This is a genomic window from Pantoea sp. ABR1s (genome assembly GCF_057812235.1).
In genome coordinates this window covers 1-26,129 of record NZ_JBSZSY010000004.1, presented here as the reverse complement: position 1 = coordinate 26,129, position 26,129 = coordinate 1, and the positions used below count along the sequence as shown (strand labels likewise).

At 54.4% G+C, this 26,129-nt stretch carries 20 protein-coding genes; 8 read left to right on the top strand and 12 right to left on the bottom strand.

All coding sequences use genetic code 11. The annotated features are described in order from the left end of the window. Positions 1 to 30: 30 nt before the first annotated feature. The gene (locus ACXKZD_RS21230) at positions 31 to 579 is read right to left on the bottom strand and encodes a GNAT family N-acetyltransferase (RefSeq protein WP_050679249.1); all 549 of its coding nucleotides are present in this window, start codon (positions 577 to 579) and stop codon (positions 31 to 33) included. Between the two features lie 409 nt (positions 580 to 988). Between ACXKZD_RS21230 and ACXKZD_RS21225 the strand changes: the two genes are divergently transcribed. Next, a complete protein-coding gene (locus ACXKZD_RS21225) occupies positions 989 to 1,606 on the top strand; it encodes a pyridoxamine 5'-phosphate oxidase family protein (protein ID WP_010246855.1) in 618 nt (205 codons plus the stop codon). Positions 1,607 to 1,779: 173 nt separating this feature from the next. Here the strand turns inward: ACXKZD_RS21225 and ACXKZD_RS21220 are convergent, their stop codons facing one another. From ACXKZD_RS21220 to ACXKZD_RS21210, 3 genes are all read right to left on the bottom strand, one after another. Next, positions 1,780 to 2,121, bottom strand: coding sequence for a VOC family protein (locus ACXKZD_RS21220; RefSeq protein ID WP_425002244.1), 342 nt, complete (start codon positions 2,119 to 2,121; stop codon positions 1,780 to 1,782). 286 nt (positions 2,122 to 2,407) lie between these two features. Further along, positions 2,408 to 2,773 (bottom strand): type II toxin-antitoxin system PemK/MazF family toxin, encoded by a 366-nt coding sequence (locus tag ACXKZD_RS21215; RefSeq protein ID WP_029519587.1) that lies wholly within the window; start codon positions 2,771 to 2,773, stop codon positions 2,408 to 2,410. Then, positions 2,773 to 3,045: an AbrB/MazE/SpoVT family DNA-binding domain-containing protein gene (locus tag ACXKZD_RS21210; protein ID WP_182504873.1), complete on the bottom strand. Its 273-nt coding sequence runs from the start codon at positions 3,043 to 3,045 to the stop codon at positions 2,773 to 2,775. The genes ACXKZD_RS21215 and ACXKZD_RS21210 overlap by 1 nt, the downstream gene beginning before the upstream one ends. Before the next feature lie 152 nt (positions 3,046 to 3,197). On the opposite strand from ACXKZD_RS21210, the gene ACXKZD_RS21205 reads away from it, so the two are divergent. Next, positions 3,198 to 4,388, top strand: coding sequence for an MFS transporter (locus tag ACXKZD_RS21205; protein WP_488982303.1), 1,191 nt, complete (start codon positions 3,198 to 3,200; stop codon positions 4,386 to 4,388). Between the two features lie 112 nt (positions 4,389 to 4,500). Continuing rightward, positions 4,501 to 9,030, top strand: a complete 4,530-nt coding sequence (locus ACXKZD_RS21200; protein WP_488982351.1) for an ATP-dependent helicase — start codon at positions 4,501 to 4,503, stop codon at positions 9,028 to 9,030. Here the strand turns inward: ACXKZD_RS21200 and ACXKZD_RS21195 are convergent. Further along, a complete protein-coding gene (locus ACXKZD_RS21195) occupies positions 8,995 to 9,942 on the bottom strand; it encodes a LysR family transcriptional regulator (RefSeq protein WP_010246843.1) in 948 nt (315 codons plus the stop codon). The genes ACXKZD_RS21200 and ACXKZD_RS21195 overlap by 36 nt on opposite strands. Positions 9,943 to 10,037: 95 nt before the next feature. On the opposite strand from ACXKZD_RS21195, the gene ACXKZD_RS21190 reads away from it, so the two are divergent. Beyond that, complete coding sequence (locus ACXKZD_RS21190; RefSeq protein WP_061902320.1) at positions 10,038 to 10,892, top strand: aldo/keto reductase family oxidoreductase; 855 nt, start codon at positions 10,038 to 10,040, stop codon at positions 10,890 to 10,892. A gap of 39 nt (positions 10,893 to 10,931) precedes the next feature. Here ACXKZD_RS21190 and ACXKZD_RS21185 read toward each other — a convergent pair whose 3' ends face one another. The 4 genes from ACXKZD_RS21185 to ACXKZD_RS21170 all read right to left on the bottom strand — a co-directional run bounded on the left by ACXKZD_RS21185 (position 10,932) and on the right by ACXKZD_RS21170 (position 15,909). Next, positions 10,932 to 12,431 (bottom strand): alpha/beta hydrolase, encoded by a 1,500-nt coding sequence (locus tag ACXKZD_RS21185; protein ID WP_488982302.1) that lies wholly within the window; start codon positions 12,429 to 12,431, stop codon positions 10,932 to 10,934. A gap of 18 nt (positions 12,432 to 12,449) precedes the next feature. After that, complete coding sequence (gene pagP, locus ACXKZD_RS21180) at positions 12,450 to 13,010, bottom strand: lipid IV(A) palmitoyltransferase PagP (protein ID WP_010246837.1); 561 nt, start codon at positions 13,008 to 13,010, stop codon at positions 12,450 to 12,452. Between the two features lie 345 nt (positions 13,011 to 13,355). After that, a complete protein-coding gene (locus tag ACXKZD_RS21175) occupies positions 13,356 to 14,807 on the bottom strand; it encodes a sugar porter family MFS transporter (protein WP_022624569.1) in 1,452 nt (483 codons plus the stop codon). A 199-nt stretch (positions 14,808 to 15,006) separates the two neighbouring features. Then, on the bottom strand, positions 15,007 to 15,909 hold the full coding sequence (locus ACXKZD_RS21170; RefSeq protein WP_010246833.1) for a LysR substrate-binding domain-containing protein: 903 nt from the start codon (positions 15,907 to 15,909) through the stop codon (positions 15,007 to 15,009). A 197-nt stretch (positions 15,910 to 16,106) separates the two neighbouring features. Between ACXKZD_RS21170 and ACXKZD_RS21165 the strand changes: the two genes are divergently transcribed. The 4 genes from ACXKZD_RS21165 to ACXKZD_RS21150 are packed head-to-tail and all read left to right on the top strand — an operon-like array spanning position 16,107 to position 20,076. After that, on the top strand, positions 16,107 to 16,856 hold the full coding sequence (locus ACXKZD_RS21165; protein WP_488982301.1) for an SDR family NAD(P)-dependent oxidoreductase: 750 nt from the start codon (positions 16,107 to 16,109) through the stop codon (positions 16,854 to 16,856). A gap of 54 nt (positions 16,857 to 16,910) precedes the next feature. Continuing rightward, the gene (locus ACXKZD_RS21160) at positions 16,911 to 18,209 is read left to right on the top strand and encodes an MFS transporter (RefSeq protein WP_060679377.1); all 1,299 of its coding nucleotides are present in this window, start codon (positions 16,911 to 16,913) and stop codon (positions 18,207 to 18,209) included. 12 nt (positions 18,210 to 18,221) lie between these two features. Next, complete coding sequence (locus tag ACXKZD_RS21155; protein ID WP_031292457.1) at positions 18,222 to 19,064, top strand: transketolase; 843 nt, start codon at positions 18,222 to 18,224, stop codon at positions 19,062 to 19,064. 1 nt (position 19,065) lies between these two features. Beyond that, positions 19,066 to 20,076 carry a transketolase family protein gene (locus ACXKZD_RS21150; protein WP_488982300.1) on the top strand — a complete coding sequence of 337 codons (1,011 nt, stop codon included), beginning with the start codon at positions 19,066 to 19,068 and terminating at the stop codon, positions 20,074 to 20,076. Between the two features lie 1,145 nt (positions 20,077 to 21,221). On the opposite strand, the gene ACXKZD_RS21145 is transcribed toward ACXKZD_RS21150, so the two are convergent. From ACXKZD_RS21145 to ACXKZD_RS21135, 3 genes are all read right to left on the bottom strand, one after another. Then, a complete protein-coding gene (locus ACXKZD_RS21145) occupies positions 21,222 to 22,193 on the bottom strand; it encodes a ParB family protein (protein ID WP_010246824.1) in 972 nt (323 codons plus the stop codon). A gap of 7 nt (positions 22,194 to 22,200) precedes the next feature. Beyond that, on the bottom strand, positions 22,201 to 23,400 hold the full coding sequence (locus tag ACXKZD_RS21140; protein WP_010246822.1) for an AAA family ATPase: 1,200 nt from the start codon (positions 23,398 to 23,400) through the stop codon (positions 22,201 to 22,203). A gap of 1,799 nt (positions 23,401 to 25,199) precedes the next feature. Next, a complete protein-coding gene (locus tag ACXKZD_RS21135) occupies positions 25,200 to 26,129 on the bottom strand; it encodes a RepB family plasmid replication initiator protein (protein WP_488982299.1) in 930 nt (309 codons plus the stop codon).

Genomic DNA, 26,129 nt, shown 5'->3' with positions numbered 1-26,129 from the left:
CGCCTGAATCACAAACGGGAAAGATCAAACTTATGCGGTAACGATGTTGCCAGCCGCAAGCCAGTCACGTCGTGTAAGGGTGTACATCAGGCTGGGAGGCAACCCCTCCGGATCGTCGACCTTTTTCAAAAAGGTTAAGCCGGCTTTTTCCAGTACCCGGCGCGAAGCCAGATGGTTTTCGCGCGTCACACCCGTAATGATGCTCAGCCCGGCCTCTTCGAATCCGTAGCGAATGGCTCTGCGGGAAAGCTCGGTAGCATACCCTTTTCCCCAGGCAGCAGGCTCAAACCGGTAACCGAGATTATTCGTCTGACGACCGTCAAACTGGCTTCTGAAAACACCGCCAAAACCAATAATTTTATCCGGATGGGCTTTCTCAAATATCGTCCAGTCGCCAAAACCCTGTTCCTGATAGCTCTGTAATATGCGCTCTATGGCCTGAATGGCATACGTTCTGTCGGGCCATGGACCTCGCGGGTTAAATTTATGCGTTTCGGGGTCGCCATAAATTCTGAAGAGGTCGTCAAGATCCTCGCGAAGAGTATATCTGTATAGCAGCCGCTCTGATTCCCAAACCATCCTGCGCTCCTTTTGGGTGCTGAATAAGCAATCTTTACTCTTTATATCAGCAACTTCTCCTGTCACCAACTCTGTTAATACTCTTAACGAACGGTGGCTAATTTCAGTGCACAAGCCGCGGTTTTCGTGCTCATCTGATTGCAGAATATGGATCTCTCATCAGAGGCTGTCACTACGTTGTGTTGTGCTTATGATATTGGTAAAGGTGGAAAGAGGTTGTCGCCACGGGTAATAAGCTGTTTTCGCGCCGGGAAGACGGATTCACCTGGGGCGATTGCCATAAAGGGTGACGCACGGGTTCTGAATACGCTGCCTGGGTGTTAAAGTGCAGCTTAAACTGGCGCGTCGGGTCTGTGTAGTCTCACCTTCAGCGTTATGAGGATCTGAATAGTGAAAGGAAAGTGCAAAAATGTCTGAACAGAGCAGCATTATCACTGAACTTACCGAACTTGAAGGTCTTTACGGCACGGTCGCCCGGCCCTCTGTCGCTAAAGAAACCGATCATATTCATCCCGCCTATCGTCCGTTTATCGCCGCCTCGCCTTTTGTGGCGCTGGCAACGTCGGGGCCTGAGGGACTGGATGTTTCACCGCGCGGCGATCCGGCCGGATTTATCGAAATCGAAGATGACAAGACCCTGTTATTACCCGACAGACGCGGCAATAACCGCATCGACAGCCTGCGCAACATTCTGCATGACAATCGGGTAGCGCTGCTTTTTCTCATCCCTGGCATTGGCGAGACGTTGCGCGTGAACGGCACAGCAGCGATCAGCACCGACCCGGCGCTGCTTGAGCGCTTTGCCATCAACAATCAGCTGCCAAAAACCGTATTGCGCATCACTGTGGAGAGCGTTTTCTTTCAGTGCAGTCGGGCGATTATTCGCTCCGGATTATGGGATGCCGAAACGCAGATCTCACGGCAGTCGCTGCCCAGCACCGGTTCGATCCTCAAACAGATTGCAGAGATTGATGGCGATGCCTACGACAAAGCGCTGCCTGAGCGATTGAAGAACTCACTTTACTGATCGCCGTTCAGGGCCAGGAAGCTTCACTTCATCCGGCGTGCCGATGAGTGAAGTACTTATACTTTCGGAACGGAGATCATCGTGCGCCTGCAGTCACGCCTCTAAGCGCAAACAGCGATAGCGTTACGTAAAGCTCTCCAGTATCTGCTTTGCATGCAGGTAGTCGTAAGAGGTCACTTCAATTTTATTATTACTGAGATCGCTGAAATAGACGGACATCGACACGTCGTGGTCACTGACGCTGGGATTTTATTCTTACGGGGTACAGGCATAAGTTCGTTGAAAGATGAGGCTGCCACCCCGAAAGCCACCGTATGGCCTGGTGGCTGAGATTTTCGCAGGAAAAGAGAGAGGGATGCCCTGTTATTTCTTATGACCAGCGGCCCACCCTGTTCAAACCAGAAGTACAGTGAAGGGTCGCGTTCAAAGCCCAGGATCTCGTTGTACCACTTTTCTGCCTGTTCAATATTTTCAACGTAGAGATGGATATGATCGATCTCAGCTATCTTCATCATCTGGCTCCCTGATTGTTATTAACAGTGAGACTCGCCGAAATATTATTGATAAACAACCCGCAAAGCACATAACAACACGTATCAGGAAACGGACAGAGAAGAGTGCAGGAAAGCGGCCCGGAGAGACAAAGCGCAGGCGAAGGGAGAGCGGATGTGAGTTAGCATAAACGAGCCCCATTTGGGGTTGCAACGCTTGCATCAGGTCACACGATTACAATATGGACCAGACCTTTATGCTTTCCAGGAATTTATAATTATTAAGCTTTAACTGTCAGCCAGTGTTGACTTACCGCGGGTCGATAAGGTCTACGACCAAAGACAATATTTCATCCATAACATGTGGCTCAACGGTGGCGGCATAGCTTGCCCTGCGCGCAGTCAGGTCAAGCGAGCGCACCTGATAGCACAGCGCCACGCCGGTCACTTTGCCGGTATCTGTGCTGTTACCGTCCAGATAAACGGTCACGCCCTGTGAACGTGATGCGCCGCCGCCACTTGTTACCGGCACGCAAACTGCCGTTCCCAAAGCCGCAACCAACTCCCGTTGCGAGATAACAAGGTAATAATGCGGCCCTTTAAACTCTCGCCCTTCAACCGGATCGCCATTAACGTGCCAGATTTCGCCTTTCTGCGGCACTCTCCTTGAAACCATCAGATATGCTCCCTGCCCTGCTGCGCGTCGTTCAGCCCGTCGGCGGCCTCTTCGTTATACTGTTGAATTTCCTGCTGATCGATACCGGCGAGCAACTGAGCAACTGTGCGGCGACCGCGTGGTACACGCGTTACCGGCACAATATTCACGGATTCGCCTTCTGCGGTGACGTCCAGCTCAATGCCAACGGTCCAGCCCGCTCTGGCAGCAATCTCGCTGGGGATAGTCAGCACGACCGCCCCGCCCTGCTGACGAAGTCTTGTTGAAGCCATATCTCCTCCCATGTGTGACTTAGTAACACAAACCTTACCACAGGGTGACACTAAGTCACACAGCAAAGTAGGTTAAAGCAAAGACATTGCATTAAGGCACAGATAGCCGTATACCTTATTAAAAGCTAATACTTTGCATTAAGGTGATTTCCATGAACCCCACATTGACGCCTCAGGCTGCTGCCCGCACCACGCTTTTCAGTTTTACCGGTGCGGCGCTGATTTCCGCCACCAGCAGTGCGCCAACGCCGCTCTACCCACTTTATCGCAGCCTGTTCCATTTGACGCCGACCATGCTGACGCTGATCTTTGGTGCCTATGCTTTCGCGTTACTGGCCGCGCTGCTGACGGTCGGTAAAGTGTCCGACTATACCGGCCGCCGCCCGCTGATGCTGCTGGCGCTGGCGATCAATGCGGTCGCGCTGGTGATCTTTATGTCTGCCGGTTCTGCGGCGACCTTAATCGCCGCCCGGCTGGTGCAGGGCTTTGCAACCGGTATTGCCTTACCGACCTTTGGTGCCAGCCTGATTGACGCCAGTAAAACCCGTGGGCCACTCCTGAACTCATTCACCGCCTTTCTGGGGATGACGCTGGGCACGCTGGCGGGCGGCATACTGGTCACCTTTGCGCCCTTTCCCACGGTGACGCTCTACGCGTTGCTGCTGCTCCTGATGGTGGTTGCCATGGCGCTGTTGCCGCTGATACCAGAAACCATTGCGCCTCAGCCGGGTGTTCTGGCCGCACTGCGACCCCAGGTCAGCATACCGCGACGCGCGCTGGGCCCGCTGTTAATGGTGACGCCGGTTAACATCGCAACCTGGATGCTGGGCGGATTTTACCTTTCACTGATGCCCTCAATGGTGGCGAACGCAACCGGCCTGACATCGCCTTTTATCGGCGGCTCGATTGTGGCGACGCTGATGCTGAGCGCAACGGCAGCAGTATTTCTCTTTCGCCCGTTACCGCCTGCGCGGGCATTAGTTATCGGTACGCTGATGCTGATAGCGGGCGTCAGCGTCACGCTTGCGGGCCTTTCTCTGCACAGCGTGGCCTGGCTCTATCTCGGCACTGCCATTGCGGGTCAGGGATTTGGATCGATTTTCTCCAGCGTGCTGAAGATCATTATGCAGTTAGCTGAAAGTCATGAACGCGCCGGACTGTTCTCCGCCTTTTTGATCAAAAGCTATCTCGCCTTTGCCCTCCCTGCGATTGCCGCCGGAATGGCAGCGCCCCATATCGGGCTGAACCAGACCGCCTGGTACTATGGCATGACCATCATCGTGCTGGCGCTGGTGTCGCTGCTGGCGATCAGGGGTCGCGCTTTAGCCGGAGCGGTCAGTTAACAAACCCACCCGACGCGGCCAGATATCTGCCGCGTCATCCACAAACGGTAATTTTCACATACACTCAACGGATTAATTTCAGGCGCAGTTGCTGCGTGATACCGTGAGTATGATGTCGAAATCCCAATCTGATGCGGTTTTAGCCCGGTTTTCATCCGCCACACGACGCTGGTTTTCTGCCACCTTCGCTGCACCCACGCCGGTGCAGCAGGCGGCATGGCAGGCGATAGCCAGCGGAGAACATGCGCTGGTGATCGCCCCGACCGGTTCAGGGAAGACGCTGGCGGCTTTCCTCACCGCCATCGACACGCTGTTTCAGTTCCGAACCAACCAGCCCTCACCCACGCGTGAAACGACCACCCGCATACTCTATATTTCACCGGTTAAAGCGCTGGCCGCGGACGTACAGCGCAACCTTAATCTGCCGCTGGCAGGCGTTTACGCTGAGCGGCAGGCGCTGAATGAGCCAGAGATCACTCTGAATATCGGAATGCGATCCGGCGATACGCCCAGTGCAGAGCGCGCCAGGCTGGTGCGCCGCCCTCCCGATATCCTGATCACCACACCCGAATCACTGTTTCTGATGCTGACCTCAAAAGCGCGAACGACGCTGCAGGGCGTGACCACGGTCATCGTCGATGAGGTGCATGCGGTGGCGGGATCGAAGCGGGGTTCCCAGCTGGCGCTGAGCCTGGAGAGGCTGGATGCGCTGCTGCCACAGCCCGCCCAGCGTATCGGGCTTTCCGCTACGGTACGACCGGTTGAGCGGGTCGCCGCCTTCCTTGGCGGCTGTCAGCCCGTTCAGGTCGTTAATCCGGCCGCCGATCGGACGCTGCACCTGACCATCGAGGTTCCGGTCGAAGATATGACCGATATCGCCAGCCCCGATGACCTGACCGGTGAAGCCACCTCTGCCAGCGGTTCGATCTGGCCGCACATTGAAGCGCGCATTCTGCAGCAGGTCATGTCCCATCGCGCCACGCTGGTGTTTGTGAATTCGCGTGGCCTGGCGGAAAAGCTGACTGCGCGGCTCAATGCGCGTTATCTGGCGCAGCAGACAACCGCTGGCGATCGGGATGCAGAACCGGACGACAGTGACGATCTTATTGCCCGCTCGCACCACGGGTCCGTCTCGAAGGAGCAGCGAGGCGAGATTGAAGCCGCATTGAAGCTGGGCAGACTGCGCTGCGTAGTGGCGACTTCCAGTCTGGAACTTGGCATTGATATGGGACCGGTGGATCTGGTGATCCAGGTGGGCGCACCGCTTTCAGTCGCCAGTGCACTGCAGCGCGTGGGACGCGCCGGACATCAGGTTGGCGGCGTATCAACCGGCATCCTGTTTCCGCGCATCCGGCGCGATCTGCTGGATTCGGCCGTCATATTGCAGTCGATGCGTGCGGGCCAGCTCGATGCGCTGGCTCCGCCGCGTAACCCGCTCGATATTCTGGCGCAGCAAACCCTGGCGGCCGTCGCAATGGATCCCTTACAGGTCGATGATTGGTATGCGCAGGTCTGTCGGGCCGATCCGTTTCGCACTCTGTCGCGTCGGCTGTTTGATGCCACGCTCGATATGCTGGCGGGTAAGTTTCCCTCAGACGCTTTTGCTCAGCTACGGCCGCAGCTGGTGTGGGATCGTCAGAGCGGACTGCTGACGCCGCGACCCGGCGCTCAGCATCTGGCCGTGACCAGCGGCGGCACCATTCCCGATCGCGGCATGTTCAGCGTCATCCTGCCGGAAGGCGAAGAGCAGGCTGGCTCACGTCGTGTCGGCGAACTGGATGAAGAGGTGGTCTATGAGTCGCGGGTCAATGACATTATTACCCTGGGCGCAACGTCGTGGCGGATTCAGCAGATTACCCACGACCAGGTACTGGTGGTGCCTGCGCCAGGCCGTCCGGCTCGTCTGCCTTTCTGGCGCGGAGAAGGTGTGGGCCGCTCGGCCGATTCGGGTGCCAGCCTCGGGCTGTTTCTGCGTCATCTGAGTGCGGCTTCACCGGCGGATGCGCAGGAGCAGTTGCGCGCGCTGGGGCTGGATGCCCGCGCAGTCACGAATCTGCTGGCTTTGCTGGCTGAACAACGCACCGCGACCGGCGTACTGCCGGACGATCGCACATTGCTGATCGAACGCTGCCGTGACGAAATCGGCGACTGGCGGGTGATCCTGCATTCGCCCTGGGGAAAGCGGGTCAATGCGCCCTGGGCGCTGGCGATTGCCGCCCGAATCCAGCAACGCCTGGGCATTGATGCTTCTGTTGCGGCCAGCGATGACGGCATCGTGGCCCGCTTTCCCGCCAGTGAGGGAGTATTACCCGGCGCTGACCTGTTTATGTTCGACGCTGACCAGTTGACCCGGGAGGTCACTGAGAGTGTCGGTCAGTCGGCGCTGTTTGCCGCCCGCTTCCGTGAATGTGCCTCACGCGCTCTGCTGCTGCCGAGGCGTAATCCGGGCAAACGTTCGCCGCTCTGGCAGCAGCGGCTGCGCGCCGGTCAGTTGCTGGAAGTTGCACGACAGTATGACGATTTCCCCATCCTTATCGAAACCGCACGCGAATGTCTGCAGGATGTCTACGATCTGCCTGCCCTGCACCAGCTGATGGAACAGATGGCACAGGGAAAGGTAAAGCTGGTCGAGGTGACGACCGAACAGCCCTCCCCTTTTGCCGCGCCGCTGCTGTTTGGCTATGTTGCAGAGTTTATTTACGCCAGCGACGCCCCCCTGGCAGAACGGCGCGCCTCACTGCTGGCGCTCGACAGTAACCTGCTGGGTGAGCTTCTCGGCCAGACCAGCAAGCGTGATTTGCTGGCACCTGACGTCGTTGAGCAGGTTGAACAGGAACTGCAGCGCATCGATTCCCGCTATCAGGCACAACACGCCGAAGGCATTATCGATCTGCTGCGCGATCTTGGCCCGCTCGCGGTTGCCGGTATTGCGGCACGTTTCAGTGGCAACGCCCAGCAGATCGCGGAAGCCATAACGCAGTTCGATGCCGCGCAGCGAATGATTACGGTCACCCTTGCCGGTGAAGAGCGCTGGGCGATCATTGAAGATGCAGCCCGCCTGCGCGATGCACTGGCCGTTGTACTGCCTGACGATCTGCCCGAAACATTTCTGGAGCCGCAGGCCGATCCGCTCCGCGATCTCATTAACCGCTACGCCCGAACCCATACCCTGTTCACCGCCCGACAGCTGGCCACGCATTTTGGTCTGGGTGTGGCCGTCGTGAATGAGGTGCTGCTTTCCCTGCATCAGCAAGGCAACCTGCTCAATATGGGTTCGCCAGAGGGCGCATCGGATACGGAGTGGGTTTCCACAGAGATCTTCAAACGGTTACGCTTACGTTCACTGCAATCAGCACGTGAAGCAACCCGGCCTGTTCCACCTGCCGCCTGGATTAGTCTGCTGCTGGAGCGTCACGATGTGCTTAACACGCAGCGTGAAGAGCATCAGGGGGTTAGCAGGCTGTTACGTGTGATTGAGCAACTTGCGGGCGTGCCGCTACCGGCCTCGCTGTGGGAGCCACAAATCCTGCGCGCCAGGATAGCCGACTATCAGCCCGCGATGCTCGATGAACTGTTAGCCAGTGGCGAGGTTACCTGGTGCGGACACAAAGCGCTGGGTCAGAATGATGGGTTGATCTCGCTGCACCTCACGGAATATGCCGCTGAAACACTGCCGATGATTGACACCATACAGCCTCTGACGCCGATTCAGCAGGCGACTCTCGACGCATTGAGCCGGGGTGGCTCGTGGTTTGTTCATGAGATCATGGCACAGATGGACGAGGCAGAGACGCAAACCACCGATATTTATGCTGCCCTGTGGCAACTGGTGTGGCAGGGCTATGTCACTGCCGATAGCTGGATTGCGGTGCGTGGGCTGCTGACCACGCCAGGCGCCCCCCGTTCACGTCCCGCGCGTACCCTGCGCACCCGTTTTGGTCAGCGCTTCACCCCGGGCGCACTTTCTGCACGCCGACCGGCGGTCAACACGCTGGCTGGTCGCTGGTCGCGGGTTAACCGACAGGAGGTTGCTCCTGCCCGGCTGGCCCTGTCGCTGGTGGAAAATCTTCTAGACCGTTATGGGGTGATCAGCCGGGGTAGCGCGATATCGGAGCAGATCCCCGGAGGATTCCCGGCGTTACAGCCGGTATTACGCAGCATGGAAGATGCCGGACGATTGCTGCGTGGCCGGTTTGTCGCTGGTGCGGGCGGCGCGCAGTTTGCCGACCATAACACCATTGAGCGGCTGCGGGAGCTGGCAGAAAAGCCGCTGACCGCGACAGAGGCTGTGGCGCTGGCCGCACCGGACCCGGCGAATCCATTTGGTGCGTTACTGAGCTGGCCGCTCCACGCCAGCGGCATCCGCCCGACCCGCCGTCAGGGGGGCCGCGTGGTGATTGCAGGCGGCGCGCTGGTGCTTTATCTGACGCCGGGAGGCAAAGAGTTGCTGACATTCACCGACGATCCCGCGCTGCAGCAGGTCGCGGTGGCGGCGCTGGGCCTGGCACTGAAGCGTGAAAAGCCCGCGAGTTTCACGCTTGAGAAGGTAGATGGTGAACCGGTTTCGCGGTCACCGCTGCTTAACGCGTTGCGACATGCCGGATTTTCACGGGTGCCACAGGGGTTTAACTGGTATAGCTGAGTTGTTTTCGCGCCCGTTTTTTTCGCGCACAAAGTCGATAAATGCCTGAAGCGGGGCGGGGATCAGGCGGCGATCGTTGTAATAGAGCCACGGACCGGAGAAAGTCAGCCACCAGGGTTGCAGCAGCGGTTCCAGCCTGCCGCTGTCAAGGGCTGGCCTGAGCCACTCGTCAAACAGATATATCACGCCGCTTCCGGCGATGGCCGCCTCCACCGCCAGATCCATTGCGCCACCGACCGAAACCACCAGCGGCCCGCTGGTTTCAACGCTGATCTCTTCGCCCTCGTGGCTGAAGGTCCAGTCAGCCATGAGGCCGCTGGCATAACGGCCACGCAGACAGCGATGATGGATCAGATCGCGCGGATGTTCCGGTCGGCCATGTTCTGCCAGATAAGCCGGAGAAGCCGCCAGCGCGAACCGTTGCTGTCTGGGGCCAATGGGCATCGCCACCATATCCTGCTCCAGCCGCTCATCATAACGAATCCCGGCGTCACAACCGTCACGAAAGACATCCTGCACGCTGCTCTCCGCCACAATTTCCAGCCGGATGTCGGGATAACGCTGCAAAAATTCCGGCACCAGCGCGGGCAGCACCAGCCGGGTTGCACTGACCGGCACATTCAGCCGCAGCGTGCCACCAGGGGTGTTACGGTAGCGATTAACCGCATCCAGCGCGGCGTTAACTTCATTGATCGCGGGCAGCAGACGTTCCATCAGCGCCCTGCCCGCTTCGGTTAATACCACGGTGCGGGTTGTACGGTGAAACAGACGAATACCCAGCTGTTGTTCCGCCCGTCGTACCGCATCGCTCAGGCGTGACGCATTGCTGCCGGTGACGCGTGCCGCTTCCCGAAATCCTCCCGCTTTTGCCACCGCCACCACGGCATCCAGCAGCGCCATATCGATCGCCATTGTGCATCACCCCGTACAGTCTGTCCTGATTTCACCGGATAGTTGCACAGCTGAATCACCGTTACAATTGATCTACATTCATGCAGGAGGTTTTCATGTCAAACACCACCATGACTTTTACGTTAGGCGATCGTGAAGTTAACCGTATTGGCTACGGCGCAATGCAACTGGCCGGGCCGGGCGTGTTCGGCCCGGTAAAAGATGAAGCCCGGGCAATCCAGGTTTTGCGCGATGCTGTCGCGGCAGGCGTTAATCATATCGACACCAGCGACTTTTATGGCCCGCACGAAACCAACCAGCTGATTAAAAAGGCGCTCCATCCCTATCCGCAGGATCTCTGCATTGTCACCAAAGTGGGTGCCCGACGCGACGCCAAAGGCGGCTGGCTGGCGGCGATGGAGCCAGAGGCGCTGACGCAGGCAGTGGAAGATAACCTGCGCAACCTGGGGCTGGATGTGATTGAGGTGGTGAACCTGCGCAGTATGTTGCATCCGGCCAGGCCCAAAGAAGGCTCTCTTAAGCCACAACTGGAGGCGCTGCTGGCGTTACAGGCACGCGGACTGATTCGCCATATTGGACTGAGTAACGTTACCGCCACGCAGATCGCAGAAGCTCAGGCGATGACGCCGATTGTCTGCGTGCAGAATATGTATAACCTGGCGCATCGACAGGATGATGAGCTGGTGGATCAGCTGGCGCAGCAGGGAATTGCGTATGTGCCGTTCTTCCCGCTGGGTGGCTTCTCTCCGTTGCAGTCGGATCAGCTTAATGAAGTGGCTGCATCCCTGAATGCCACGCCGATGCAGGTCGCACTTGCGTGGCTGCTGCGGCGATCGCCAAATATTCTGCTGATTCCAGGCACCTCTTCCCCGGAACATCTTAAAGAGAATCTTGCCAGCGGCAGCCTGGAACTGTCGGATGATGTGATGGAAAAGCTGAACGCTATTTAACATCAGGCCCGCACGATGCGGGCCTGATGCTGTACTGATTCAGAAACTGCTGAGGCAGGCCGCAAGTTGCGGCTTGTCGCTACAACTGATGTGGTGATCGATTCGGTTAATCATATAAGGATAAAACGGGTTAGAGGTGGCGCGCATAATCGAGTCCAGCCCGACAATCAGCACCGCACTCTCGCCGCGCAGTGACAACGTCCCAAAACTGATACCAAACTCATTCTTCTGCGCGGGCGCACTGCCATATAACCCATCCTCGGCCGGGAATGGAATCGCAACGTGCGACAGTGAGTAGAGACCCGCCGGATAGGCAATTGCCAGCGGCTGAATCCGTTCCTGCATCTCTCCCACGGGAACGCTTTTCGTCACCATCGCCAGTGAGGTGGCGGAGGCATTGGTGATCACCGTGGATGAGTAATTCCGACGCGCCGCAGGCAACAGCTGATTAACCGCGGTATATGAGGAGTGGCGGAATAACGGACTAACGCTGACCGCCTGATTGATATCGAACAGCACCAGTTCACTGCCGTTCACTGGCAGATAATTATAGAGCGAGCGGATGACCGAAGGCGTACTGACGGTGGAATCCATTACCGACTGAAAGGTCAGCACGGGCGGGAAACCGGAGAGCTGCTGATTACGCGCATATTGCAGGATCTCTTTCTGCAGCGCCTGCGTCAGCAAATAGGTCTGCCGGGCAGCGTGAACCGGAAAAGAGTTGTATTTAAACGGATTAAACTCCGGCACGATATTCAGCCAGGCCGTTTTCGAAAAGGCAGGGAAAACAGAGGGCAACCCGGCAACACCTGCGAACCGGGCAAAACGAGTCACACCGATCATCGGCGATAACAGAATCAATTGCTGCGGACGACGCAGCGTGTGATCGCCCAGGCTGTCGAGCGCATATTTTACCGCCAGCGCCCCGCCGTTCGAGAAACCCACCAGATGCAGCGGCGTCTGCGTGCCCGCCAGCTGGGTCGCTTCCCGCACCGCCAGGCGTGTGGCGGCCATCCAGTCCTGCCAGTCAACATCGGTCAGACCCGCAGGCACCGTACCGTGACCCGGTAACCGTATCGCCACCGCCACATAACCCTGCTGACGGTAAGCCTCTGCCACATGCCGCAGACTGTAAGGACTGTCGGTCAGTCCATGTAATAGCACCACCGCACCGCGCGGCGTGCCCGTCGGTTGCAGAATATAGGAACGGTTCCAGTCCTGCGCAAAATGCCCCGGATAGATCATGCTGCCAGCATAGTATCGGTTGAGTGGCGTTTTATCTTCCGCATCCAGCCGGTTGCTGACCTGCTGCTTCATCTCGTCGAACAGATGATTTTCGGCCTTGAGGTAGTCGGCATAGGTCGCATTATCAAGCTGTTCTACTGTCAGTTCATGTGGGACCCAGGTGTGCCAGCGATGTAACTCCGGCCCGCGCTCCGCCTCATAGATTCGAATAATCAGTAGCAGCAGTAACAGTACTCCAGACGCAATCGCAAGGCGCCAGAGCCTGCGGGTGACGGTTTTCCACCTCCGGGTCATAAATCCTTTCCTGAAAAATTAAAATGCATAGCGAAACCACGCGAACAGCACGTTGCCATTATTGTACGTGCCCGGAATATAGGTGAACTGTACATTCAGCGCCTTATAACCGGCAGAGAACAGCGGCAGAATAATCGGTAGCGGAATATAGTTACCAAAATCTTCGCGTGCGGTGATACCGGCGGTTAATCCCGCGCCAAGACGAAAGTCCTGATTCGAACCAGGATACCAGCCCTTCTCCCAGCCATAACCGACAATCGGCTGCCACTCATTGTGTGAGTCTTTGAAAGCCATTGCATAAAGCGCGCTCCAGTTGCCGCTGTCGCTGTAGCGGGAAATGCCCAGACCGCCTCCCCAGGGATTCTCGTTATAGTTATCGGTTTTTTCTTTGTCGTACATAAAGCGGGCGTGCCAGCTGATAAATGGCAGGTAGAGATCGGTATGCTGAGGCGCGTTCCAGGTCTGCGCAACATCGTCAGTGAATCCATTCCACCAGGAGGAGATTGGTGTGTTTTCAGCATGCAAAGGCGCAGCAGTCAGCAATGCGGCAAAAACTGCCGTGGTGGTTGAAATTTTCATAGTGCCTACCGGTCAGCGTGCGGAGCAGATGAAAAATGAGTATAGCGCAGAGCCTGATGCAATCTTTGTCAGCGGTCATGCTTCGCTTAACCGGTAGTTTCTGAAGACAATAACGACAGCTTATTCAGTCAGGTTCTGGCGATTTCAGCCTGAAATCGCCAGAACTGTATGGAAATTAATCGAGGGAAAATTGCTGATTACAGTGAATGTTGTCTGATGGTACTTAGTGAGGATAAGGACGGGGAAATGCGGTGCAACGGTTAGTAAGAAGATAAGGAGGTAACAAGATAAGGCGATAAGGAGGTAAAACCGGATTCAGCCGGTGGGCTGAATCCGGTGGGAGACTCAGGAGGCTTCAGCCTCTTTTGGCTTTTCACCAAACTTCTCTTTCATGTGTGACTCAATCTCTTCCAGGCTTTTGCCCCGCGTCTCTGGCACCATCGCCATCACGAAGATCAGCGACCCGACGTTAATCGCGGCAAAGATAAAGAAGGTGGTGCTGCCGGCATATTCCATTATCGGTGGAAAACCAAAGGCGACTATCGCGTTAAATATCCACTGTAGTGAGACAGCGCCGCCGGTTAACACGCCGCGCAACTGCATCGGGAACAGTTCCGACATCATCAGCCAGTAGACCGGGGAGATGCACATCTGCATGCAGAACAGGAACAGCAGAATACAGGCCAGGGCGAGGTAGCTCTGCATAAGGCTGGGAGCGATAAAGGTCATCACGCTGCCCAGCATAATCTGCGAAGCGACCACCAGACACAGGCCGGTAATCAGCATCGTCCGGCGCGGGAAGCGACTAACCGCCCAGATACCTACAATCGCCGCCACCACTGAGACCACGCCGTTACCGATGGTCGCGGCAATCGAGGCGCTGGTGCCAAGTCCGGTCTGTTTAAGGATGATCGGGGTGTAATACATAAAACCATTTACCCCGGTGAACTGGGCGACAAAGCCCAGACCGACGCCGATAACCATCAGGCGAATCACCCACTTTTCACGGATCAGGGTTTTCGCATCCGGCCCACGTTCCGCCGCCCTCGCCTGCTTCTTCATCTGCGCCATCTCATGGCGCACTTCACGCGGCGTTTCACGCAGATACTTCAGGATCTTTTTAGCCTCTTTCAGACGCCCTTCCGCGACCAGCCAGTGTGGTGAGGCAGGAACGAAGAACGTGCCGATAAACAGCAAAAGACCCGGTACCATGGCAATTGCCAGCATGTAGCGCCACAGGTGCTCATCATGCAGCAGATAGCTCAGCAGCGTACTGGCAACATAAGCAATGAGCTGTCCGGTAACGATCATCAGCTCATTGCGGCTGACCAGCGGCGCACGCAGGCGCGGTCCGGCAATTTCGGCGATAAACACCGGCACGGTAGAGGAACCGCCACCGACAGCAATCCCCAGCAGGAAGCGCATTGCCACCATGACATTGACAGAAGGCGCCAGCGCTGTTCCCAGTGAACCCAGCACAAAAATAACCGCCAGGCTGCGTAGTGTAATACGCCGGCCAAACCGGTCAGAGAAGAAACCACTCAGGAAAGAGCCTATCGCGGCACCGAACACCAGCGAAGAGGCTACCAGCCCTTCAGTGAATGAATTCAGTCCAAGTCCACCCTGATCGGGTGGTGAGGTCATGTAGGGTAACGCACCCGAGATTATCCCGGTGTCATAACCAAAAGCCAGCGCGCCCATAGTGGCAACCAGTACCACTAAAAAAATGCGCTGGCGTACCGTATCCGCAGGCGCGTGATCGCCCGCTTCACCAGAGTCTGGTGTATTCGTACTCATAATATCCCTGCCATTAATTAGTTAAACATCCGTTTGATTAAATTTCATACGGAATAGAAATGGAACATATTTACCGAGTGGGTAAAGAAGTGTAGACGGTATTTAAAAGTTAGCTTTAGCAATGCGATTTTTATAACAGGGATAGTTAACCGGATAAATAAACCAGCGCAATAATGACGTCGTGAAAGTTATTTTAACATTAGGTTAACACTTTCAGTTCCTGCTGGATCCAGCTCAGGAAATGCGCGACGCGGGGAAACTGGGCAAATCCACGCGGGAAGACCAGATGATGGGCGCTGACGGGCAGACTCTCCTGTTCGGACAAGACTCTGACCAGTTTTCCACTGCGCAGATAATCCTCCGCCAGCAATTCACTTTCAAATATAAGACCGTGGCCTAACATCGCCGCCTCAAGACTCATATAAGAGCGATCAAAGCGAAATAACCACTCTTTATCTGGCTGAGGTAATTGCTGAGAAGCAAACCACTGCGGCCACTGAATAAGCGGCGACTCCGATAATATCAGCGCATGATGAATTAAATCAGCGGCCTGATTAACAGGATGTTTTTTCAGATACTCAGGCGAGGCCAGCACCGACATTCTTTCGTGGCGGATCGTTTTAATCTCGAATGAGTTCCAGTCCGGGAATCCATGGCGTATCGCAATATCAATATTGTCGCGGCTGAAAGATAAATTCTCGTAAGAGCAGGAGAGCGTGAGCTGGAACTCGGGATAGCTGTCGCGAAATTTATGGATGCGCGGCAACAGCCACAGCAGACCGAAACTGGGCGCGCAGTGGATCCTGAGGTTGCTGCGGGCTTTCTCGTTACTGATGCGTGCAGTCGCCTGCGTCAGACTCAGCAGTATCGGACCAATCTCCCTGAGGTAATGCTCACCCGACAGCGTCAGCACTACGCCCTTTGCCGAACGATTAAACAGAATACAGCCCAGTTCACGCTCCAGTTTTGCCAGCTGATGACTGGCCGCCGAAGGCGTAATACTTAATTCCTCGGCCGCACGCGCGACATTACCAAAATGGGCCACCTGCTCAAAAACCCGCAGTGATTTAATCGAAGGTAAGTGATCAGACTGCTTTTCCATCCGCCTCTCCACACTGGAATTTTGTGATGTGTGCCCATTTTTAAATCGCAGAATTGTTAACTGCATCAAACCAACAAATTCATTCAGCATCAAATGAATTTTTTTGCATTGCCAATATTAGCCGCTTTATCAATTCTGATCGTGACCCTGCCGGTAGCGATACCGAACCACTAATAATTATTTTTCTGGAGTGGACAATGTTACTCGAAAACAAAGTTGCGATTATTACAGGTGCCGCCTCTCAGCGCGGCATTGGCCGGGCTACAGCCGCCTGTTTTGCTCAACATGGTGCGCGCGTGGTGGTGCTCGATTTAGATCTGCAGGCCGCCCAGGCCAGCGCACAGTCTTGTGGTGAGGGGCATCTCGGCCTGGCCACCGATGTGACCGATCCCCTCTCTGTTCGTCGTGCCATCGACCAGGTTTTTGAGCACTTCGGCCGTATTGATGTGCTGGTCAACAATGCAGGTATTACTCAGCCGGTTAAAACACTGGAAATCGGCATCGAGGATTACAACCGTATTCTTGATGTCAATCTGCGCGGCACGCTGCTGATGTCTCAGGCGGTGATCCCCACCATGCAGCAGCAGAAAGGCGGCAGCATCATCTGCCTGTCCTCGGTCTCAGCACAGCGCGGCGGCGGGATTTTCGGCGGCCCGCACTACAGTGCCGCTAAAGCGGGCGTTCTGGGCCTGACTAAAGCGATGGCGCGCGAATTTGGCCCTGACCAGATACGCATTAATGCCCTGACGCCCGGTCTGATCCAGACGGACATCACTGGTGGCCTGTTACAGGATGAACGCCGCCACGCCATTCTCGACGGAATTCCGCTCGGCCGCCTTGGGTCCGCCAGTGACGTCGCCAACGCTGCGCTGTTTCTCGCCAGCGATCTCTCCGGTTATCTCACCGGCATCACGCTGGATGTGAACGGCGGCATGCTGATCCATTAAATAGCGCCCTTCCCTGCCCGCACGCCTGGCGGGCTAACTTCGGGAGTGAACACCATGACCACGCTTAATCTGAGCGCAGCCTCTGCTGCGCGCGATATCACCTATCGCAAAATTGCCTGGCGCCTGATGCCCTGGCTGATGCTCTGTTATCTCTGCGCCTATCTTGATCGCGTCAATGTGGGCTTCGCTAAATTACAGATGATGGATGATTTGTCTCTCAGCGAAACCGTGTATGGACTGGGTGCCGGGATCTTTTTTATCGGCTACTTCTTCTTTGAGGTGCCGAGTAACCTGATCCTGCACCGTGTCGGCGCACGCCGCTGGATTGCCCGCATTATGATCACATGGGGCATCATCTCAGCCCTGTTCGCCTTTGTAGAAACCGCATGGCAGTTCTACCTGCTGCGCTTTCTGCTCGGCGTCGCCGAGGCCGGTCTTGCGCCAGGTTTACTGCTCTACCTGACCTACTGGTTTCCATCACACCGTCGCGCACGTATGACCGTGCTCTGGTTTGTCGCCATTCCACTCTCAGGGATGATTGGCGGCCCGCTCTCAGGCTGGATTATGGCGACCTTTGCAGGCTTTCACGGATGGGCAGGCTGGCAGTGGATGTTTATGCTGGAAGCTATCCCCACCCTTGTTATGGGATTAGTGGTACTGCTGGTTCTGAAGGATCGTGTTGAACAGGCAGAGTGGCTGGACGAAGATGAGAAACGCCGGGTGCGTGCCGATCTGGATGAGGATAATCAGCAGAAAGCCTGTCATGGCACGGTAAAAGCCTTTGTCGCCGACCGTCGTCTGTGGCTGCTGGCGCTGATCTACTTCTGTGTGGTGATGGGTCAGTACGCCCTGACTTTCTGGTTACCGACGCTGGTGAGAAACTCAGGCGTTAGTGAACCGCTGCATATTGGGCTGCTGACCAGTCTGCCTTACCTCTGCGCCATTATCTTTATGCTGCTGGCCGGGCGCAGTGGCGATCGCTATCGTGAACGCCGCTGGCATCTGATTGTTCCGATGCTGATCGGACTCACCGGACTGACGCTGGCGACCCTGCTGAGCCATAGCGTCTCCCTGTCACTGCTCTCCCTTTGTATTGCCGCTGCGGGCATTCTTTCCGCCTCATCGCTGTTCTGGATGTTGCCGACCAATCTGTTAGGTGGCGTCTCTGCCGCCGCAGGCATCGCCGCCGTGAACTGCATTGCTAATCTGGCCGGTTTTTTCTCACCGTGGCTGATAGGCACCATCACCACCGCAACCGGTACGCCCGCTTCCGGAATGTACTTTATTGCTGCCGTCCTGCTGGGTGGCGCGCTATGCGTGCTGCGCATCCGGGCAGCGGACGTTAATCGTTAATCAGGAGGTAATATGACTGACTCTCGTCACGCTTCACACGTGCTCTCATTGCAGCAACGAGCCACCAATATTCGCCGCCATGCCTTATTAATGGGCCAGATTCAGGGGCAGGGATATATCGGTCAGGCGCTGGGTGCAGCCGATTTGCTTGCTGTCAGCTATTTCCACGCCATGAATTACCGGCCGGATCAACCTGAGTGGGAAGACCGCGATCGCTTCTATCTGTCGATTGGCCATTACGCTATCGCCCTTTACGCCGCCCTGCTCGAAGCAGGCGTGATACCTGAAGAGGAGAGGGAAACCTATGGGACTGATGAGAGCCGCTTGCCGATGTCCGGCATGGCTGCCTATACCCCAGGCATGGAAATAACCGGCGGTTCACTGGGTCATGGCTTAGGTATTGCTGTGGGTGCCTGTCTGGGGCTGAAACAGAAAGGCTCGCAGGCACGAGTCTATAACCTGCTTTCAGATGGTGAACTGAATGAAGGCTCTACATGGGAAGCGGCAATGTCCGCCTCACACTGGCAACTTGATAACCTGATCGCCCTTATCGACGTCAACAATCAGCAGGCTGACGGCCATAGCAGTGAGATTCTCGCTTTTGAACCCATTGTGGATCGCTGGCAGGCTTTTGGCTGGTACACCCAGCGGGTTGATGGCAACGATATCTCTGCTTTGCAGGCCGCCTTTGATGCGGCTCGCAGCTGGCCCGAACCTCAGCCGCGCGTCATCATTTGCGATACCCGAATGGGCAAAGGGGTGCCGTTTCTGGAGAGTCGTGAGAAAACCCACTTTATTCGGGTCGATGCCGATGAGTGGGACAAAGCCCTGACTGCACTTGAGCAAGGAGTCTGAGATGAGTTCACAACCGCAAAAAAAACGTCTGACCACATCCGCCATGATCGCCTCGATCGCCGCTGAAGGCCAGCCCACGGTTTCAGCTCCTTTTGGACATGCCCTGGTCTCTCTGGCAGAGCAGCGCTCAGATGTGGTCGGGCTGACGGCTGATTTAAGTAAATACACCGATCTGCACCTGTTCGCAGAGGCTTTTCCGAAACGCTTTTATCAGATGGGCATGGCGGAACAGTTACTGATGAGCGCCTCAGCAGGTATGGCGCGTGAAGGCTTTATGCCTTTTGTCACCACTTATGCCGTCTTTGCTTCCCGCCGCGCTTATGATTTTATCTGCATGGCCATCGCCGAAGAGAATCTGAACGTTAAAATCGCCTGCGCACTGCCGGGCCTGACCACCGGTTATGGACCGAGTCATCAGGCGACTGATGACCTGGCAATCTTCCGTGGCATGCCGAACCTGACTATCATCGATCCCTGCGATGCACTGGAGATTAGCCAGGTGATACCGGCTATTGCTGAACATCAGGGTCCGGTCTATTTGCGCCTGCTGCGCGGTAAGGTTCCGCTGGTGCTGGATAAATATGACTATCGCTATCAGCACGGTAAGGCTCAGCGCCTGCGCGGCGGTAAGCATGCCGTTATTATCAGCAGCGGATTGATGACCATGCGGGCGCTTGAGGCCGCTGAAGCGCTGGAGAAGCAGGGGATTGAGGTCGGTGTGGTTCACTCACCCATGATTAAGCCTCTGGATGAAGAGACCATCCTGCGTGAGGCGGGAGTAGCACTGCATCATAACCAGCTGGTTATCACCGCTGAAAATCATTCGATAACCGGTGGCTTAGGCGAAGCTATTGCCGGCCTGTTAATGCGAAACCATGTGACACCGCGCTTTAAACAGATTGCGCTGCCGGATGCTTTCCTTGCAGCAGGCGCACTACCGACGCTGCATGACCGTTATGGCATCTCAACGGATGCCATGGTTAAGCAAATCACCGCCTGGCTTGAAGCCTGATTCATATCAAAACCGGGCCTGGCCCGGTTTTCTTCTGCATAGGTTCGCTGCTGCCGTGGAAGATCATCATTGCATTACGTCACTTCACGTAGGTCTGATTACTGATTGCAGTGGTCAGCACTCTCTGCGCATCAGCAACTACGCTGTATGCCGATAACAGCCACTGATAACCCGGTTCAATGCCATACAGACGTTATTTCTCGCAATTCACTGTAAACAGCAGTTCAGTGAGCCATCGCCTTTTATCAGGTAGGCCGATAGGAGCTCTTCGACCGTAAGCTGTCGATTTCATCTGCTTTACCCAATACAGTGAATCTGGTGCCATGCAACTACCTTTCCGTCATGAGCAGACTGTGACAATCTTTTCGCGCTGATCAGGTTTTAATGGAGTTCCCTGCCAAAGCTGCATCTTGTATCGCACCTCTTCAAAAAAAATTTTATCGCGCAGAAAAAGTTATCCACTTTTTCTGTGGATAAGTGAGGGATAGTTTCTGAGTATCTTTTTTCACTCTCTGTTCAGGACTTTACTGCTCTTAAGATACGCCTCTTTTCTGATCTTATCCGTTCGCCCTCAGGCCTGAAACGAGGGAGCGTTTAACTGCAGGCATGGCGATTTCAGGCTGAAATTCTTGCATCTTTTATATTAAAAACAAACAGTTAACCAAGAAATATCGCTGGCGGGCTAATGTTTGGAGAAAGGCCAGGCAGAGGGTTTAGCGGAGTGTGTGAAGCCGGTACGCTGTTACTGAGGTTCAGTGGGGGTTGATTGGTCACTAATGAACCAGTCCCGGAAAATCATTACTTGCAATATTCTGACCGTCGGATGAGCGCTGACGGCGATGAGATTCATCAACGATAGCATCAGACGAAAAACGTTATCTCTGTTTATAGTGACCTGTGCGGTTTGGAAGGGGCCTAGGTATCTGGCGAAAGAGTTCAGCGAAGTGGCGATTTCATGCAGTTTTTCAGCAAGAGATAATAAAGCAATTTATTATATTTCAATATCTTAAGCAGGAATTCACACTTAAAAATCTGGCGATTTCAGCCTGAAATTTGGGTGTCCGCCATCTCTTTTAACGACGACTCGCTACAAAAATCGAAAAAAAAGCCAGCGTTTATCGCTGGCTGATTTGAGTGCATATAGGTTAACGGTTGAGATATTTTTTCAGGGTCTCCGCAATAACTTTATCCAGCTCTTCCTGCAACTCTTTCGACTGCCGGTTAAATTCATAACTGAACATCCGTCCGCGTACCTTTTTTCGGGCGAACCGATCTTTATCAGCAAAAGACCAGAGCGCAGTCGCCTGGGTTTTATCTTTCTCCGGTTCTTTGATCAGAGTCTGGCTGCCCTGTCGAATCAGACGCAGAATATGATTTTTAAGCTCGTCCTCGGCCAGACCTTCACGGGCACAGACCACATCAATTTCCCTGGAAATGGATTTGATCAGAGCTTCAACGCTTTGCCCCGACTCACTCAACTTGTCAGCAGCCTGTAACAACGCTTTATAGTCGGGATAGGTCAGCTCAGCGTGATTAGGAAAAAGTGAAATCAAATCTGATGGAACGCTGGCGGCCTGCAGGGCACGCGTCACTTTCGCCTGGGACAAACCCTGATTTTCAGCAATCTCCTTCTGCGACAAACCGCCATCTTTAAGTGTTAACAGACGCATACCCACTTCGCGCAGATTGTGTTCCCGTGCCGTCTGAATATCCTGCGCCAGTCGGCGGGCTTCATCAGCGGTGATGGCCGCGTCAGTGATCAGCACGTCCAGGCCGGTTTTGCAGTAGAGTGCGGCTGCACGACGACGTGAGCCGTCGAGGATTTCGATGCGGTCATCGCGCATCACGCCGATAGCGGGAAAGAACTGCTGCAGCTTAATGGTCCGGATAATGTCGCGCAGCGAATCAGGTGTCAGGCCTGCCTGATCGCGACCGTTGGTTTCCATTGTGACAAACGTTTTGCTTTCAACGTCGCTGGCGGCAATGCGTTCAAAACGAAACAACGCGCGCTTGCCCGTTGCCAGAACGAATGTCTGGTTGTGCTGGCTGTCTGGCGTGTCATTTTCCAGTGGAGTCTGGCTGAAGGTTCTGCCAATCGTAATTCTTTTTGCGCTCATACAAACCTCAGTTCAGGCGAATAAATTCGATACGGTCGAAGACGGCTTTAGCAAAGTCTTCTGCGGCGGACCGTGCATTCTTCAACGCTTCGCTGCTGCCGACGTAGGTCGAAGGATTGGCGGAGATAACCGTATCAAAGGATTCGCCACAACGTTCGAAACCATCAAGGCGGGGAAGGGCAGCATCAAGCATGTCGCCACCAAAAATCTCTTTCGCCAGGCTATGACAGAGTTTGTGGTCCGCTTTATTGGAGAGCTTAGACATGAAGCCAATATTGCCCTGCAGCCGACAGGTCGCGCCGGAGTCTTCGATAATCGCAATCAGTTCCGGAAGACGAGTCAGGTATTTTAGTGTCGAGTGAAAGTCTACCTGAGCCGGTGGCACTGGAGTCATCAGAAGATCAGACGCTGCAATCGCATTCTTCAGGAAAGCATCTAGATGCGGGCCGCTATCGATAAAGATGAAGTCATAATCTTTTTTCAGTTTGGCAATAACGTTGTCATACAACACGGCGTGAACGTTCTGTTGCGGAAGATGCTCAGCACAAAGCTGATCCCAGCTTGAGGCGATAAAGGCGTCATCAATCGATGCTGGCAGCACATCCACACCCGGAATGATCGACGGAACGATAAACTCGTTGACCAGCTCATCTCGTGAGACATTCTGCAGCATTGCCTGCGCCGCAGTCGCTTCCACCAGCCCGACGGAGCGCTCGTGGTTCAGAAACATGGTTGCTGAGGACTGCGGATCAAGGTCGATAACCAGGATGCGCAAATCTTCAAAAAGCAGATGGGGATGTGCGCGCAACGCATGTGCCAGCGAGACGGTTGAAACCGTTTTGGAGACACCGCCCTTCAGATTACCGACAAACAGGGTGTAAGCGTCACTATGGCGATCGCGATACTTCGGCACGCCACGATGATGATAGATATCGATAATATTCTGAATCGACATAGCATATTTAACGGAAGAACCGGCCGCGCGTTTATCAAATTGATAACCGCTCTCTTCCATCTCATTGACTGCGTAATCCACACTGGCTCGGGTCAGTTTGGGCAACTTTGCCAGCGCCGCTTTGGCATAGACCTGATAGTAGGTATTTTCATGCAGTTCCTGCTTTTGCGCCTGAATTTGCTCGGTAAGGCTTAGCAGCATGCGTTCTGAACGCTGCGCAACCTTCATCACCTGCTTGTCATCATTAGCCATAGTTGCTCCAAACATGTAGGATTTATGACTTTATACAGAAATCCTGCACGTGAGGCAATAAATTATCTTCTCAACATAATCTCCGTTTTTATGTAACCACACGGGTTTTGGTGAGCTTCATCACATTATTTCGTCTAGCCGAATATATTTTGCAGGTTAATTGCTGTAAGCATTCACTGTAATCAGTAGAAAATTCACTGTAGTGAGCAAACAGGTTTAAAAAATCATCAGCCAAACCGGGTACATTGAGCGGGAAAGGGGAGAACACAGAAGTCGAACCTTGAGATCAAACGTTCACTGTAGTCAGTAAAGCTTGTGTCTCTTTCGGTGACGTTATGGAGCAGGCGAAAGAGCGATGGATACATTGATAAATGGATTTCAGGCAGTGACTGCAGGTTGCTGTGCTGATCTTTGCCACTGCATCACTTCAACATTCACTATAGTCAGTAGCGTTTTACGTGTTCAGCTCTGTGAAGAGCAACGTTCACTGTAATCAGTAAACTTGCCGATCAGGAGCCAGAAGAGGGAGCAGGGCAGAGTAAACGTTCACTGTAGTCAGTAAGGATGGGTTGAAAAATCCTCAGCGGATGATAAAAGCATCGGAATCTGGAGAGGGAATATACACCGGCAATGTCACAACAAGGTCTGGTGTGCGGTACAGAAGCGTAAAGCCCATAAACGTTCACTGTAATCAGTAAATCCAGAAAGCAGTAAACATTCACTATAGTCAGTAACATCACAAACAGAAGAGGCATTAGAAGGAGAACAACCGCGCAAACATTCACTGTAGTCAGTAGTCAGCAGTAAGTAGACAGAAGCGATTCTGTTCTGAATCAGGGCGTGCCGACGGGGTCGTAATATGAGTCAGTAGATAGCAGTAAGTAGACAGAGGCGATTCTGTTCTGCATCAGTGTGTGCCGACGTGGTCGTGAGTCATGAAGTGACCAGACCTTGCGAGCAACGGCTTCTTCTGTCGCCCTTCAGCCAGTCATGCACCAGCCCCGTATCGTATACATCAGCAATGCCGTCAGCAGGTTCACTTTAACGTTCACTGTAATCAGTAGAATGCACGATGCCTTCAGGTACACCGCAGCAAACATTCACTGTAATCAGCAGAACGTTCACTGTAATCAGTACAAGATTAGCATCCCGCCATGGCAGTTATGACTCGCCTCAGACCGGGCATCTGGCAACAACATTCACTGTAATCAGTAGCGATTCGGAAAGCCGTTTAAGAGATTCAATGGTGAGGCGAGGGTAGCGCCCATCGGCAAACATTCACTGTAATCAGTAACAGTGTCACGCTGCTCTCTCTAGTTACGTGTGTCATTCAGGTCATACGTATCATGTGAATCACGCTGAGCAGACCCCTCATGGTAAACCGCATCCAGCCCTGATTTGCTGGCCAGTCGTTAATGCTCTTTGAGAACAGGCCAGAGCAAAGGCATTCACTGTAGTCAGTAAAAAGGATTCACTGTAATCAGCAGAGAGGGGTTAGCCAACCGAAGTCAGGGCATTCACTGTAATCAGTAAACACGGTATAAGTGAGTGCTAACCAATATGAGAGTAAGTACTAACTTACTTGTTAAGCCTTATAAAATGGCACGCAGAAGGGAGAGGGGGGAAGAACACACTTTTGTCCGGCGGCCCGTATACTGATTACAGTGAACGTTACTGATCACAGTGAATCCCTGGGGAGTACTGATTACAGTGAATGAAGAGTGGATGGCGCAATGTCACCGGTAACGCAGAAAGTGACACTGCCACGCAGGAGTACTGATTACAGTGAACATGAGGAGTTAATCATCAAACTCGATCTCATCCAGCGAATCGATGCTCTCCAGATTACTGATGCCATCAAGCTTAGGCGTACGGCTGTGGATAATAAAAAAGACTGAGCGGCCACGCTTCACTTCTGAGTAATCCAGATAACCGATCTCTTTCAGCTGCTCCATCGCGCGCCGCACGACATGGTTCTGCGTGGTGGTCTTAGAGCCGAGGTTCAGGCGCATACGCAGGCGTGCAAGCGAGATAGGCGCTGGATTGGTTGGCAGGCTTTCCAGGAAAGTGTAAAGCGCCTGCGCAGACTCTTTACGCTTCAGACGGGATATCGCACGGAGCTGAAGCAGGACCTTGTGGTCGAAGTTATAGAGTTCGAACAGCTTGGGGTCGGCCTGGATGCGCACAATATCTTTTTCGCGATCGTAATAAGCAGACTGAACAAGGTGGGTGTGATAGGCCTTGCCGTTGCCTTCAAAAGAGAGCGTATTGGTCGCGATACGGCGCAGAGAGGCATCAAGACGCTTGCGCAGGGCGGCTGAAGAGTTAGCAGAGGGAATGCCACACATCTTAACAAAGTCGATAAACGGCAGCGTGACAGTATCGCCTTTGGTCGGATAGCGGGAAAACGATTGAATAATACCCGCCCAGGTTTTGAAATCGTTATCCATATCCAGCCGCGCGCCGGTAATGGTAATCTTTTCGTAGCCTTCCGCTTTCACCAGCGTCAGATTCTTCAGCTCTTTCGTCGCATCCGTTGATGCCATCGCACCGGATTTACCGCGTGCAGTAGATTTCAGCGTCGGCACGAACAGCCCAAGACGCATTAAAGCGACAGGCTGAACGGTATTATTCTTGTTGGGATGAAGCTGAATAACTTCACCGCTGTTTTTTGTCACTGACAGAAAAGGTTCAAGTAACGCTTTGTTTTCTTTGTCTTTATCTGCCAT